This is a genomic window from Bacillus sp. JJ664, from assembly GCF_036962205.1.
Lineage (GTDB): Bacteria > Bacillota > Bacilli > Bacillales > Bacillaceae_G > Gottfriedia.
In genome coordinates, this window is the sequence record NZ_JBALMS010000131.1 from 1 (window position 1) to 15,237 (window position 15,237).

Here is a 15,237-nt window from a genome sequence, read left to right on the forward strand (position 1 = left end):
TTTATGAATCTACCTAATGGAAAAACAGTGCTGATTGATGGTGGAGATGTTGAACATGGGAATGCAGTTATAAAAAAATTAAAAAAGCTACATATTGACAGAATTGATTTGTTAATCAGTACACATCCTGATATTGATCATATTGGTGGCTTATTAAAAGTAATGAATCAAATAAAAATTAAAGCGATTTTAGATAGTGGAAAAAAGTATAATTCACATTCTTATTATCTATATAAGAAAGAAGCTTTTCAAAAAAATATTCCGATACAAATCGCTAAAACAAATGACAAAATAGATTTAGATCCTAATGTTGATATGACTGTATTAAACAGTGGTAAGCCATCAAGAACAAATAATGATAGTTCAATCGTTTTAAAAGTGGCTTATGATGAAATTTCAATATTATTAACAGGTGATATTGAAAGTAAGGCCGAGAAACGATTAATCAAAAATGAAAATATTGATGCACAAGTACTAAAAATTCCACATCATGGTTCTCGTACGTCAACGTCAGAATCATTTCTATTTGCAGTAAACCCATCTGTCGCAATTCTTTCATATGATAAATTCAACATATTTGGACATCCTCACCGATCTGTCATGAAACGATTAAAACATTTAGGGATTAAACAATTTGCCACTGTTGATTATGGTGATATTGAATTATCAACAAATGGTAAAAAATTATATATTGAAAAAGAAGAAGTATTAGTGAATCCATAGTGGTTTAATTTATACTTTTTCTTTTTTTGTCTGTTATTAAGCATGCGTTAGTTTATTCCAACTCCACAGGGTGCTCCCTTTCCGCGGTGCGTGAGCTGAGCCATTGGTAGGCATGCTAAAAACACGGCGTCCTGTCGTAACGTATGCATGACCCACGTCCTGTGGGCCTCCTCCGGGGTCTCAGCCTTCCCGTATCTCCCACAGGAGTCATGTAATTAACTACCGTCATAAAATTAAAAAAACAAAAAGTACTATTCATTAATTAGAATTAAATATCAACAATATTCTTAATTTAACATTTACGATATAAACTTGATAGGTAGTATAGACAACTAGGTGTATATATCATAAAATATAAGTATGAAAGTAATCAATCAAACTATATCGAATCCGAATGTGATTTAGGAAAAAGCAAACACTATTTTCTAAATCAAACGATGATATAGATCCCTCGAAAAGGAGGAGGAAATGATTTGAAGTCAATTATTAATGTGAAGATTTATACTGGTAAAGAAGTAATTGAAAATGGATTTATTCGGTATGAGAAGAAAATAATTTGTATTGATCAAATGGAAAAATTCGTAGAGCAAGGTGAAGAAATAGTCGATGGATCTGGAACAATCGTAATTCCAGGTATGATTGATATTCACATCCATGGTGCATATGATGTAGATGCGATGGATGCAAACCCTAGTTCGATCGTAAAGATGAGTAAAGAAATGATGAAAGAAGGAGTTACGACCTTTTTTCCAACAACAATGACTCAATCTCATTCAAATATCGAAAATGCTTTAAGTGCTTTAAAAGAGGCAAAAGAACTTGGTGGTCACTTTGAATATATACACTTAGAAGGACCTTTTGTAAATAAAAAAAGAGCAGGTGCTCAACCCCTTGAGTATATTGTAAATCCCGATGTGAATTTATTTAAAAAGTGGCAAGACGCTGCAGGTGGACTCATAAAGTTAGTAACTTATGCGCCTGAAGTAGAAGGAGCAAAAGAGTTAGAACAAGAGCTCCAAAAAACAAGTGTGATTGGTACAGTCGGACATTCTGATGCGATTGGGGCAGATTTTGAAGGTAGAAAAATTACACATGCAACACATTTATATAACCAAATGAGACCGATGCATCACCGTGAAGTCGGTACTGTTGGTCATGTTTTACTTGATGATCAGGTAATGGTGGAAGTTATTCCAGATGGAATTCATATTCATCCGGATATGGTTAAACTTGCTTACCGTTTAAAAGGTGCGAAAAAAATTAGTGTCATCACAGATGCGATGAGAGCAAAGGGCTTAGCTGATGGTGAGTATGAATTAGGTGGACAGCCGGTATTTGTAAAGGAAAATAGTGCAAGATTAGCTGACGGAACATTAGCAGGCAGTATTTTAAAAATGGATGATGCTTTTAGAAATATAATGAAATTTACAGGCTGTACCCCTGAAGAAGCAGTTCAAATGACATCGGTTAATCAAGCTGAGGAATTTGGATTAGTTAACAAAGGAGCATTAGAGATAGGAAAAGATGCTGATTTTGTTCAAATGACAACAAAATATGATGTAATCGATACAACAAGACTTGGTAAATCTATGGATGAGGTGAAATAAATGAACGTAATCGTAGTAAAAAATGCAGAAGAAATTGCAAAAGTTGCATATGAAAAAATAGTAAAAGCTTTTGAAGGGAAACAGGAATTTACATTAGGATTGGCAACGGGTGGATCACCTCTTGGGATTTATGAATTATTCCGTCAAAATGAACCGAATGTCTCACATGTCATGACAGTAAACCTTGATGAATATGTAGGCTTAGCAGAAGATGATCAAACAAGCTACCACACATATATGGCCGAACAACTTTTTAATCATTTAAACTTTAAAGAGAACCATTTACCAGATGGAAATGTAAAAGACCTTGATGAGGCATGTAAACAATATGAAGAGTTACTTGAAAAACATCCAGTTGACTTACAGTTATTAGGTATAGGTGAGAATGGTCACATTGGTTTCAATGAACCAGGTACGCCATTTAATACGCCAACACATATCGTTGAACTGACAGAATCCACTCGAAATGCTAACAAAATTTATTTTGAAAATGAAGAAGATGTGCCAACACATGCTGTAACTATGGGAATTGGTTCTATTCTTCGTGCAAAAGAAGTTGTCTTAATTGCATCAGGTATAAAAAAGGCAGAGGCAGTAAAAGAGATGCTTCATGGAAAAGAAGATATAGGCTGTCCAGCAACTGCACTTCAAAAACATAATAATGTAACGGTTGTAGTTGATGAAGAAGCATACTCACTTTGCGAAAACAAATGATGTTAGATAAAAATTCGCCACTACCGATTTACTTTCAAATACAAGAGTTTCTAAAAAAAAAAATTAGCTCAGGGGAATGGTTACCTGGTGAACGTATTCCTTCTGAGCAAGCATTAAGTGAGATGCTAAATGTTAGCAGGATGACGATTAGACAGGCTTTAAATAATCTAGTTAAAGAATCATTAATCAGTCGTAAACGCGGAATAGGAACATTTGTATCTGTTAAGGATGGTATTGAGGTAGAGGAATCATTAAAGTTTTTAAAAAGCTTTTCAGAAGATATATCTTCAATTGGTTTAACACCTACAAATCAATTATTAGGTTTTTCAACTATGGAAGCTGACGAGTATTTAGCTGAAGTTTTATCAATTGATATTGGTTCTGAAGTCTTTAAAATAGAAAGATGTCGCTTAGCGAATGATCAACCAATTGCAATTGAAACCACATATATACCCAAAAATTTAGTTAATAGAATTGATGAGCAGGTGCTTAATCATTCTTTATATGAATATTTTGAAGTTTCACTTGGTTATTCAATTGAAAAGGCAACAAAATGGATTAAAGCTTCGTTAATGTCAGAAAGTGATGCGAGTGTCTTAGAAGTAGCAGAAGATTCGCCTGCATTAGAACTGCATCAAATTACGTATATCAATGGCGACATCCCATTAGAATATGTTAGTTGTATTTATCGAGCAGACCGCTATCGCTTTACAATAGATATCGAAAGAACATAATAAAAGGGTGCTTTTTAAGAGCACCCTTTTTCGTTATGATTATTTTATTTGAATTGCTATTTTTACAGCTTCAGAAACAGAAGGAACAACATAAGCAGCGTGTTTTTTTACAGCATCATCAGCATTTTCCATTGCAAAGCTATTTGGTGTTAATTCAAACATTGAAATATCATTATAAGAATCGCCGATACAAGCAATTTCTTCTGGTTTAATGTTCAGTTTATCAATTAAAATTTGAATTGCAGAACCCTTACTTACATTTGCAGGAACGATATCTAAACAATTTTTTGCTGAAATAAATGAAGTTATATATTCTGGAAGTTCTGTTTGTAAGTCAGCTTGTAATTCAAGTAAATCATCATCTTCGCCAATTACTACATATTTTTTAGGCGTAATACTATTGCCTAATTCTTCTTTTAATGTTTTTAATTCAACTGCTTTCATGCTTGAATTTTTTTCAATTTCATGAACAAGATCCGTTTTTTCTTCGATGTAATATGTAGTGTTATCAGCAACATACGTTAAAAATTTATTCGAAGATATCATGTCATAAATTTTACCGACAACTGTTGGATGGAAAGTAGCATCTAATAATGCCTCACCATCGTTTGAATAAATATAAGTTCCATTCATACTGATTCTATGGAAATTCCCTTCTAGTCTTTCCATGATCTCGACGATTTCATAATCTAATCGACCAGATGCAAAACAAAGAATAACACCTTGATTCACTAAATCTTTTAATGCCTCAACATCATGTTCAAAGAGTTTTCCGTGGTGGAACATTGTACCATCTAAATCACTCACAAATAATTTAATCATTGTTTTTAAGCACCTACTTGTTATATTTTTTACTTTTATATTCTATCCTACTATATTAAAGATGCAAAACATTTGAATATTTTTTGTATAAAAATTATTCTTTTAACTCAATTTTTCTTTAAACTATTTTTTCTTATATTGTGTTATGATAATAAAGCTAATTTTTAAAATGGGGGTGGTATAGAGAAATGTCGGAGTTCTATACAATTAAAAAAGTCTTAAATAATAACGTTCTTATTGCTAAAAATTCAGACCACCCAGAGGTTATCCTTTTAGGTAAAGGCATTGGTTTTAATAAGGCAAAAGGCGATCAGATATTAGATGGTGTAGTTGAGAAAATGTTTATCTTAAAAGATGAACAGAAACAAAAACAGTACAAATCGTTAATTGGCATAATGGATGAAAAATTAGCTGGTACATTACAACAAGCTATTTATATTATTGCAGAGAAGACAGGAAGTACGTTGAATGAGCAAATTCACATTGGATTAACAGACCATTTAATATATGCAATTAAAAGAATTCGTGAGGGATATATTGTTGAAAATCCATTCCTGCAAGAAACAAAAGCAATGTATCCTGAATATTTTAAAATTGCCGAAGAAGTAATTGAATTAATCAATAAAGAAATAGATATAGATTTACCAATTGAAGAAGTTGGCTTTGTTACACTACATATCGTAAGTAACTTATCCAAAGAAATCGTATCAGATGTAAATAAGTTTTCGCAGATTATTAAAGAATTAGTTAAGTATATAGAAGAATATTTGAAAATTGAAATTGATCGAAATAGTATTCATTATTCTAGATTAGTCCGTCATTTGCGTTTTCTGATTGATCGTATATCACATGGGCAATCTTCAGATGAGTCACCAGCACTCGCCTTAATTCTCAAAAAGGAATATCCGGTATGCTATGATTTAGCATGGAAAATACTTAAATCAATTGAAAGTTCTTTAATTCAAAAAGCTAGTGAAGCAGAAGTAATTTATTTAACAATACACTTAGAAAGACTCGTTCAAAGTAAAATAAAAAAATAAATTAGTACTTTATGCTTGTTTTATTTTTAGAACGTAGATATAATGAAAGCGAAATCATAACAAATAACTGAATAAAGTACACATAATACGTGTTACTGATTCGATCAGGCATGAGTAGAAAATATGTGAATGAATTAATCAGGGTAGGGGAAACTATATCCAGATTATGTTTCAATCACTTTTCTATCTCATGCCTTTTTGTTTTGGATAAAAGGAGGATCACAATGTTTAAGAAAATCTTTGGCGTTTTACAAAAAGTTGGTAAAGCATTAATGTTACCAGTTGCAATTCTACCAGCTGCCGGATTATTACTTGCATTTGGTAATGCATTTCAAAATCCGCAAACATTAAAGTACTTACCATTTTTAGATGCATCATGGTTCCAATTAGTTGCAAGAGTTATGGAACAATCAGGTGACATTATTTTCGGAAATCTTTCACTATTATTTGCAGTAGGGGTTGCTGTTGGACTTGCTGGTGGTGAGGGCGTAGCAGGTTTAGCTGCTATTGTAGGTTTCTTGATTATGAATAAAACAATGAGCGTGTTTAAAGACGTTGGACAATACATTGTTTTAGACAAGGCTTTAAATATTGCAAAATTTGATGATCCATCTTATGCATTCGTTTTAGGTATTCCTACATTACAAACAGGTGTATTCGGCGGTATTATTGTTGGTATTCTTGCTGCTTGGGCATATAACAAATACTTTGAAATCGATTTGCCATCATACTTAGGATTCTTTGCTGGAAAGCGCTTTGTACCAATTGCTACAGCAGCATTTTCAGTTTTACTCGGTATTTTAATGTGTTTCATTTGGCCACCAATTCAACACGGTCTTAACACATTCTCACACAATATGATTGATGCGAACTTAACATTATCGGCATTCATTTTTGGTGTCATTGAACGTTCATTAATTCCATTTGGTTTACATCATATTTTCTATGCTCCATTCTGGTTCGAGTTTGGTTCATACACAGATAAAGCAGGTCTAGTTGTACACGGAGATCAAAAAATCTTCTTCGCTCAATTAAAAGATGGTGTAGATTTAACTGCTGGTACTTTCATGGTAGGTAAATTCCCATTCATGATGTTTGGTTTACCAGCTGCTGCTTTAGCAATGTATCATGAAGCAAAACCAGAAAACAGAAAAATCGCTGGTGGTATTTTAGCATCAGCGGCATTAACATCATTCTTAACGGGTATTACAGAACCAATCGAATTCTCATTCTTATTCGTTGCACCAGTATTATTCGGTATTCATGCTATCTTTGCTGGACTATCATTCATGATCATGCAAATCTTAAATGTTAAAATCGGTATGACTTTCTCAGGTGGTTTAATTGATTACTTATTATTCGGTGTTCTACCTAATAGAACTGGTTGGTGGTGGGTAATCATCGTTGGTTTAGTATTAGCAGTCATTTACTACTTAGGTTTCCGTTTTGCAATCAGAAAATGGAATTTAAAAACGCCAGGTCGTGAAGATGCTGTAACTGAAGAATCAACAAATAATACACCTGCAAGTGAATTACCATACGAAATTTTACAAGCTTTAGGTGGAAAAGATAATATCTCTTCATTAGATGCATGTATTACTCGTTTGCGTGTTCAAGTAAATGCAAAAGATGAAGTAAATAAAGATCGTCTGAAAGCATTAGGTGCTGCAGGAGTACTTGAAGTTGGTAATAATATTCAAGCAATCTTCGGACCGAAATCAGATACGTTAAAAACACAAATTAAAGATATTATGACAGGAAAAAGACCTGTTGTGACGAAAGAAGATAATAAAGTAGCAACAAATAATAATCCATCAACTGATGAAGAAATTATTAATCCAATTGAAGGAGAAATCATTCCAATTACAGAAGTACCAGATCAGGTATTTTCTGGAAAAATGATGGGTGATGGTTTTGCGATTATTCCTTCAGAAGGTACTGTTGTTTCTCCAGTAGATGGTGAAATTGTAAATGTATTCCCAACTAAACATGCGATCGGTATTCTTTCAAAAGGTGGAAAAGAAATCTTAATTCACATTGGTATCGATACAGTTAAATTAAATGGTGTAGGCTTCGAAGTGCTTGTTGCACAAGGGGATAAGGTTACAAAAGGTCAACAATTAGTAAAAATTGATTTACACTTTATTCGCGAGAATGCACCATCAACGATTACACCTGTTGTATTTACGAATTTATCTGAAGGACAAGAAGTTGTTATTGAAAAATCAGGTAAGCAAGGTAAAGGTGAAGTTGGAATCATCAAAATTAAGTAACATTATCGAAAAATGTTAACAAATTGAAAGGGGTTGTATAGTTGACACTATGCACCCCTTTTAATAAAATATTCTTAGTAGACCAAATGTCTATACCAAAAATGTAAAATGTATCACAAAGGAGATTAATATAATGGAAAAAACGTTTAAAGTAACAGCAGATTCAGGAATTCATGCACGTCCAGCTACATTATTAGTAAATGTTGCAGGTAAATTTAACTCAGATATCAATCTTGAGTACAATGGCAAAACAGTTAATTTAAAGTCAATCATGGGTGTAATGTCTTTAGGAATTCAACAAGGTACTGAAATCAAAATTACTGCAAACGGTGAAGACGCTGATCAAGCTTTAGCTGCAATTGAAGAAACAATGAAAAAAGAAGGCCTAGGCGAGTAATGTCTTTACATATTAATGGAATCGCTGCTTCTAGTGGTATAGCGATTGCTAAAGCATTTCGCTTAGAAAACCCTGAATTAAATATCACGAAGAAGCAAATTTCAGACGTTGATGCTGAAATTTCACGTCTTGATCATGCAATTCAAATTTCTTATACCGAATTAGAGAAAATTCGTGATCATGCGAATGCTGAACTTGGTGAAGATAAAGCGGCAATTTTTTCTGCTCACATCCTTGTATTAAATGACCCAGAACTTGTTAACCCAGTAAAAGACAAAATTAAGTCTGAAAATGTTAATGCAGAATATGCAATGAATGAAGTAGCTTCTATGTTTGTTCAAATGTTTGAAAGCATGGACAATGAATATATGAAGGAACGCGCAGCAGATATCCGTGATGTAACGAAACGTGTAATGGCACATATTCTTGGTGTTACAATTTCGAATCCTGCGAATATTACTGATGAAGTAATTATTATAGCTGAAGATTTAACACCATCTGATACAGCACAATTAAACCGCAAATATGCTTTAGGGTTTACAACTGATATCGGTGGACGAACTTCACATTCTGCAATTATGGCTCGTTCACTTGAAATACCTGCTGTTGTAGGTACGAAGGAAGTAACAAGCAAAATTGAGAATGGTGTGATGGTAATCGTTGACGGTTTAGACGGTCAAGTGATTGTTGACCCTTCTGAAGAAGAACTTGCAGAATATAAGGCGAAAAAAGAGAAATTTGAACTTCAAAAGCAAGAATGGGCTAAATTGAAAAACGAACCAACTGTTACAAAAGATGGACATCATGTAGAACTAGTTGCTAATATTGGTACACCAAACGACGTTGAAGGTATAATCAATAACGGTGGTGAAGGTGTAGGTTTATATCGCACTGAGTTCCTTTATATGGGACGAGACAATTTCCCAACCGAAGAAGAACAGTTCGAATCGTATAAAACAGTTCTTGAAAGTATGGGTGAAAAACCGGTAGTTGTTCGTACATTAGATATCGGTGGAGATAAGGAATTATCTTACTTACACTTACCAAAAGAAATGAATCCATTCCTTGGATATCGTGCAATTCGTTTATGTTTAGATCAAAAAGAGATTTTCCGTACACAATTACGTGCATTATTACGTGCAAGTATTTATGGAAACTTAAAGATCATGTTCCCAATGATCGCTACTCTTGATGAGTTTAGAGCAGCAAAAGCTGTTTTAATAGAAGAAAAAGAAAAGCTTATGGCTGAAAATGTAAAAGTTTCTGAGACGATTGAGATTGGTATGATGGTAGAAATTCCTGCATCTGCTGTATTAGCTGATGTATTTGCAAAAGAAGTAGACTTCTTTAGTATCGGAACAAACGACTTAATCCAATATACAATGGCTGCAGACCGTATGAACGAACAAGTTTCATATTTATATCAACCATATAATCCATCAATTTTAAGATTAGTTAAAATGGTAATTGATGCTGCAAACAAAGAAGGAAAATGGGCAGGAATGTGTGGAGAGATGGCAGGAGATGCTCTTGCAATTCCATTATTAGTTGGACTTGGCTTGCACGAATTCTCAATGAGTGCAACTTCAATTCTTCCAGCTCGTAGCCAAATGGCAAAATTATCAAAAGCTGACATGGAGAAATTAGCTGAAAAAGCATTATCAATGTCAACTGCAGAAGAAGTTGTCAAATTAGTAAATGAAATTTAATTAAAAAACAACAGGGAAGCCTGTTGTTTTTTGTTTGCATGTTTTAGATAATTTGCTGATTTTCTACTTAATAAAAAAGGACTCTGTTTGAACAGAATCCTTGATTATCATCTTAAATCCAAATTGACATTTCTTCTGCTGAGAATCGAGACGTTGGATGACCGGCTACTTTTTCTTTACCGATTGCGATTAACATTGTTGGGATATAACGAGTATCAGCTAGGAAAGCTTCTTTAAACGCTTTCTCGTCAAATCCACCGATTGCGCATGTATTCCAACCCTTAGCAGTAGCAGCAAGAATTAATTGCATACCAGCTAAAGATGAGTTAAGAATACCTTGTTCACGATTGCGTTGCTCTGTAGAGTATGCGCTTATAACATTTGCTTTTAACTTATCTTTTGCTTCCTGTGACATATATCCTGCTTTAACAGCTGGATCAAAAACTGGATCAACGTTTTTTGCTGATTCTGTATCTGCTAATACTGCAATGACACATGACGCATCTTTTATTTGATTTTGATGGTAGGCAACAGGTAGTAATTTACCTTGAGCTTCTTCTCCGTGGAATACAACGAATTTCCAATGTTGTAAATTCCAAGCAGATGGTGCTTTCATTCCAGCATTTAATAGTTCTGTTATTTCAGTCTTGCTAATTTCTGTAGTTCCATCGAATGCACGAGTAGAATTACGTTCTTGAATCATATCAAAGAATTGCTCATTTTTCATGTAAGGTTTCCTCCAAAATTCATTATGTATGTTGTAGTCAAATGTACTTATTTAATATAGTGACTTACAATATTAGAGTCAACAAATATGCTCTGAATTACTCTGGAATTTATATTTGAAACCCAAACCGTTATATTTTCTTAAGTAAAGTTTACCATTAAATAGTTTTGTAAAATGATGACAACTTTTTAAAGTGTTTCAGCTTTTGTATTCACTAAATTTATGTTAGTTTTATGAGAGGAAAAGAAAAAGGAGAGATATGAAATGAAACTAAATGATCTTCATATTGGCTTTATTGGAATTGGTGTAATGGGAAAAAGTATGGCAAAGCATTTAATCAATGCTGGAGCTACTTTACATATTTATAATCGTACAAAAGAAAAGGCAATGGAATTAATAGAATTAGGGGCAAAGTGGTACGAAACGCCTAAAGAATTAGCTCCTAACTGCGATGTTATTTGTACGATGGTCGGATACCCTGCAGATTTAGAAGAAGTTGTTTTTGGAGAAAATGGTTTTATTCAATCTGCCAAGCCAGGAACGACGTTAATCGACTTTACAACTTCAACTCCTACATTAGCTAAAAAGATTGAAGAAGAAGCGGTTTCACGAGATATGAAGTCACTGGATGCTCCAGTATCTGGTGGGGATTTAGGAGCAAGAGAAGCTAAATTAGCGATCATGGTTGGTGGTGAAAAAGCTACATTTGATGAAATGATTCACATTTTCAACGTACTTGGACAAAATATTGTATACCAAGGTAAGTCTGGTAGCGGACAGCATGTTAAGATGTGTAACCAAATCGCGATCGCTTCAGGTATGCTCGGTGTATGTGAAGCACTAGCCTATTCAAAAGCTGCCGGGTTAGATGGTGAAAAAGTATTAAGTAGTATTTCTACAGGTGCAGCAGGAAGCTGGTCATTAAGTAATTTAGCTCCTCGCGTATTAAAAGGGGATTTTGAGCCAGGCTTTTATATTAAACATTTTATAAAAGATATGGGTATCGCAATTGATGAAGCAGAAAAAATGAAATTGAATCTTCCTGGACTTTTACTTGCTAAAAGTTGCTATGAAGAACTTTCTAAAAAAGGACTTGATGAAAAAGGAACTCAAGCATTGTACATGCTATACGATCCATCACATCATATTCAATAATTATTACGAATTGAGGTTTACAAGTGAAGAATTTTCAACTGGCTAGGTTTTATCAAAGATTAAGTGCGTTTATTTTAGATACATTTATTGTTTCTATTTTATATGGAATCATCATCGCCTTAATTACAATGAAACCGGCCAATATTTTAAATCGATTTAACGCTACTTCTGGAAATTCAACAATTGATATTTTCATTATTGCGATGTTACTGATTGTTTTGTTAGTAATTATTCCAAAGTTTAATAAAGGTATGACATTTGGACAAAGATTCTTGGGCATAAAAATGATTAAAGATAATTACGAAGAAACAAATATCATGATATTTCTACTTCGTTTCATTTTTATTTTTGTGTTCTCAGTGGCATTTTTAGGTATACCATTACTCGTAAATGTGTATTTAATGTTATTCAGAAGAGACCATAAAACCATCCAAGACTTGTTATTTAAAACTAGTGTCATTCAAACTAAATAAAGAGCTGATCTTTTAAAAAGACTGGTTTCTTATACTATGTGGCTATTTATGAATGCGTTAGTTGATTACAACTCCAAGATGCTCAGTTTCCGTGGGGCGTGAGCTGAGCCTCCTCGATGCCCTGTGGGGGGTCTCGGCCTTACCGCATCTCCTACAGGTGTCTCGCACTTTCCGTTGTAATCAACTTTTGTCTTTGTCGTTTTAAATCCAAAAAGCAACAATCATATTGAAAAGAACTTTTAGAAGTGAGATAAAAAAAACGTGATTCCAATTAGAATCACGTTCTTTTTTTATGAATAAACATCATCTTAAAGTTGTTATAAATGCCTCTAAACGATCGCATGCTAGTTTTAATTGTTCCATTGAATATGCATATGACAAACGAATAAACGAATCACCATATTCAGAGAATGCTTCCCCAGGTATTACAGCTAAATTTTGCTGCTCTACTAGTTTTAATGCAAATTCCATGGAAGAAATATTAAATTCCTTAATTGATGGAAATAAATAAAATGCACCACCAGGCTTTATACAAGGCAATCCCATTTGTTCTAATCGATCTAACATATAATCTCTTCTATTTTGATATTCCTTTGCCATTTCAATAGGGGAATCAATACACTCGGTTAAAGCACTAATTGCTGCAAACTGAGAGATTGATGTAGCGCATGATACATTATATTGATGAACCTTTAATATTTCCTGCGCTAAATAAGAAGGTGCAAATAAAAATCCAATTCTCCAGCCGGTCATAGAGTGAGATTTACTCAATCCATTTATAACGATTGTTTTATCTCGCATTCCAGGAAAACTAGCAATTGATTGATGTACTGAATCAAATGTCAGTTCACTATAAATTTCATCTGATAGAATGAAAATATCTTTTTTATAAAGATAGGTTGCTAAATTTTCAAGTTCTTCCTTTGTCAACGTAACACCCGTTGGATTATTTGGGTAAGGTAAAACGATACATCTAGTATTTTTATTAATATATTGTTCTAAAAGTTCAGGTGTAATTTTAAACTCATGATCTGAAGTGTCAACAAATACTGGTTTTGCGCCACAAGTCGTAATAATTGGTGCATACCCAGGATAGATCGGAGCTGGTAAAATGACTTCACAGCCCTCGGTTAAAATTGTGCGAAATGCAACATCAAGAGCTTGACTTGCCCCAACAGTTACGATGACTTCACTGGATGCATCATATGTTAGCCCATATTTTTGCTGAACATAATTTGAAGCAGCTTCTCTAAGTACAGGTAAACCAGCGTTTGGTGTATAAACTGTTTGATTAGACGAAATGGCTTCGATAGCCGCTTGTTTGATAGGCTCAGGTGTTTGAAAATCAGGTTGACCTAATGTTAATGGTATGACATTTTCATATTTTTCAATTAGTTGGGCAAATTTTCTAATACCAGAGATTTGTATTTGCTTTACATTATCGTTAATAAAACTTTTCATATTAAATCCCTCTACTCATATTGTTTTATATTAAAATAAATCATGCGATTGATAATATCAATGAAATTTCCTTCATTTTACCATATAATGTTTAAAAGTATGTCTGTTTATATAATTATGTCGTTTGATTTATTCGTTAAAAGAAGGTGCTTACTAATGCTACAAATTATCGGAATGAATAAAAATAAAGTAATAGAACTTAATATTTCACTAGAAGAAGCTAAGTCTTCCAAGTATACCTGGTTTTGGGTGGATATGAACGAGCCAACGCAAGAAGAGATTCAATTACTAACAACTGAATTTAAATTTCATCAACTGGCAATTGAAGATTGTTTAGAGTACGTTCAAAGACCGAAGCTAGATTATTATGAAGGATATCATTTTTTAATTTTACATGAATTACAAAAGTTGGACTTAGAAGAAACTGAAATTGACATATTTGTTAGTGATCATTTCGTTGTCACATTTCATATGCATAGAAGTCCAATCATTTCTCAAGTCTTAGAAAGTGTACATACAGATCGCAGAGCATCAAAAAGTCCATTGCATTTGACACATCGTATAATTGATGAATTAGTAGATAGTTACTTTCCGCTAATGTATCGGTTAGAAGATGAGTTAGCCGATTTAGAAGTCGATCAAATGAAGAAACAAGTACATAATGCAGTTGAACGATTATATGATATTCGAACAGATTTATCCAAACTAAGAAGAACAATTTTACCAACAAGAGATTTATTATACCGAATATTAAATTCAAACCGTTTTAAAGATATTTCAGAACATCGTATTTATTTTGAGGATATTCATGATCATTTAATGAAACTATCTGATATGATTGAGGCAAACCGTGATTTAGCATCCGATATTCGTGAAAGCTACTTTTCACTAAGCTCAGAAAAAATGAATGGAATTATGAAGACTCTTACAATCATTTCTTCATTCTTCTTACCATTAACATTTATTGTTGGTTTATACGGAATGAATTTCCATTTTATGCCTGAACTGACTTGGAAATATGGATATTTATTTGTATTAGTGATTATGGGATTCGTGACTTTACTAATGTACATATTTTTTAAAAGAAAAGGTTGGTTTTAAGTCGCCGAGTGGAGATACTTGGCGACTTTTCTTATATTTTAGGATTCTTTGTAGGAATGTGGCATTCTATGTAGAAATCTTTTTTTGAATTATTTGTATTAATAATTAGAAGATTAAATAACTATGATATAATTTGTTGAAAGAAGGCTTATGGAGGTCACGGAACATGCTGCAATTAAAAGATTTATTAATTCAATTTGCAATCATCATCATTCCGGTCTTTTTATATGAAATGTTTTGGTTAAGTAGATATCACAATACTAGTCCGAAACAAAATAGATTACTAGTTGGATTATTATCC

General features: G+C 33.2%; 13 protein-coding genes and 1 pseudogene. 11 read left to right on the forward strand and 3 right to left on the reverse strand.

Going from position 1 to position 15,237, the window contains the following annotated elements; translation table 11 throughout:
- The 4 genes from V7056_RS17495 to V7056_RS17510 all read left to right on the forward strand — a co-directional run.
- A partial coding sequence (locus tag V7056_RS17495; protein WP_499703686.1) for a ComEC/Rec2 family competence protein occupies positions 1-723 on the forward strand: 723 nt, incomplete at its 5' end.
- 473 nt (positions 724-1,196) lie between these two features.
- On the forward strand, positions 1,197-2,330 hold the full coding sequence (gene nagA / locus V7056_RS17500) for an N-acetylglucosamine-6-phosphate deacetylase (protein WP_499703687.1): 1,134 nt from the start codon (positions 1,197-1,199) through the stop codon (positions 2,328-2,330).
- Complete coding sequence (nagB, locus tag V7056_RS17505) at positions 2,331-3,044, forward strand: glucosamine-6-phosphate deaminase (RefSeq protein WP_499703688.1); 714 nt, start codon at positions 2,331-2,333, stop codon at positions 3,042-3,044.
- Positions 3,029-3,778, forward strand: coding sequence for a GntR family transcriptional regulator (locus V7056_RS17510; protein ID WP_499703689.1), 750 nt, complete (start codon positions 3,029-3,031; stop codon positions 3,776-3,778). The genes nagB and V7056_RS17510 overlap by 16 nt, the downstream gene beginning before the upstream one ends.
- Positions 3,779-3,817: 39 nt before the next feature.
- Here V7056_RS17510 and V7056_RS17515 read toward each other — a convergent pair whose 3' ends face one another.
- A complete protein-coding gene (locus V7056_RS17515) occupies positions 3,818-4,600 on the reverse strand; it encodes a Cof-type HAD-IIB family hydrolase (protein WP_499703690.1) in 783 nt (260 codons plus the stop codon).
- A 188-nt stretch (positions 4,601-4,788) separates the two neighbouring features.
- Between V7056_RS17515 and glcT the strand changes: the two genes are divergently transcribed.
- The 4 genes from glcT to ptsP all read left to right on the forward strand — a co-directional run bounded on the left by glcT (position 4,789) and on the right by ptsP (position 10,019).
- Positions 4,789-5,640 (forward strand): glucose PTS transporter transcription antiterminator GlcT, encoded by an 852-nt coding sequence (gene glcT / locus V7056_RS17520; protein ID WP_499703691.1) that lies wholly within the window; start codon positions 4,789-4,791, stop codon positions 5,638-5,640.
- 224 nt (positions 5,641-5,864) lie between these two features.
- Positions 5,865-7,913, forward strand: coding sequence for a glucose-specific PTS transporter subunit IIBC (ptsG, locus tag V7056_RS17525; RefSeq protein WP_499703692.1), 2,049 nt, complete (start codon positions 5,865-5,867; stop codon positions 7,911-7,913).
- Positions 7,914-8,046: 133 nt separating this feature from the next.
- Positions 8,047-8,310 carry a phosphocarrier protein HPr gene (locus V7056_RS17530; protein WP_499703693.1) on the forward strand — a complete coding sequence of 88 codons (264 nt, stop codon included), beginning with the start codon at positions 8,047-8,049 and terminating at the stop codon, positions 8,308-8,310.
- A complete protein-coding gene (gene ptsP / locus V7056_RS17535) occupies positions 8,310-10,019 on the forward strand; it encodes a phosphoenolpyruvate--protein phosphotransferase (protein ID WP_499703694.1) in 1,710 nt (569 codons plus the stop codon). Before V7056_RS17530 ends, ptsP begins: the two co-directional genes overlap by 1 nt.
- Before the next feature lie 112 nt (positions 10,020-10,131).
- On the opposite strand, the gene V7056_RS17540 is transcribed toward ptsP, so the two are convergent.
- Positions 10,132-10,746 (reverse strand): nitroreductase family protein, encoded by a 615-nt coding sequence (locus V7056_RS17540; protein ID WP_499703695.1) that lies wholly within the window; start codon positions 10,744-10,746, stop codon positions 10,132-10,134.
- 258 nt (positions 10,747-11,004) lie between these two features.
- Between V7056_RS17540 and V7056_RS17545 the strand changes: the two are divergent.
- Together V7056_RS17545 and V7056_RS17550 are read left to right on the forward strand one after the other, a co-directional pair.
- Positions 11,005-11,901: pseudogene (locus V7056_RS17545) on the forward strand (NAD(P)-dependent oxidoreductase); the annotation flags it as partial.
- A gap of 23 nt (positions 11,902-11,924) precedes the next feature.
- Complete coding sequence (locus tag V7056_RS17550) at positions 11,925-12,374, forward strand: RDD family protein (RefSeq protein WP_499703696.1); 450 nt, start codon at positions 11,925-11,927, stop codon at positions 12,372-12,374.
- Positions 12,375-12,677: 303 nt separating this feature from the next.
- Here the strand turns inward: V7056_RS17550 and V7056_RS17555 are convergent, their stop codons facing one another.
- Positions 12,678-13,835: an aminotransferase A gene (locus tag V7056_RS17555; RefSeq protein WP_499703697.1), complete on the reverse strand. Its 1,158-nt coding sequence runs from the start codon at positions 13,833-13,835 to the stop codon at positions 12,678-12,680.
- Positions 13,836-13,991: 156 nt separating this feature from the next.
- Between V7056_RS17555 and corA the strand changes: the two genes are divergently transcribed.
- On the forward strand, positions 13,992-14,936 hold the full coding sequence (gene corA, locus V7056_RS17560; RefSeq protein WP_499703698.1) for a magnesium/cobalt transporter CorA: 945 nt from the start codon (positions 13,992-13,994) through the stop codon (positions 14,934-14,936).
- Positions 14,937-15,237 lie beyond the last annotated feature (301 nt).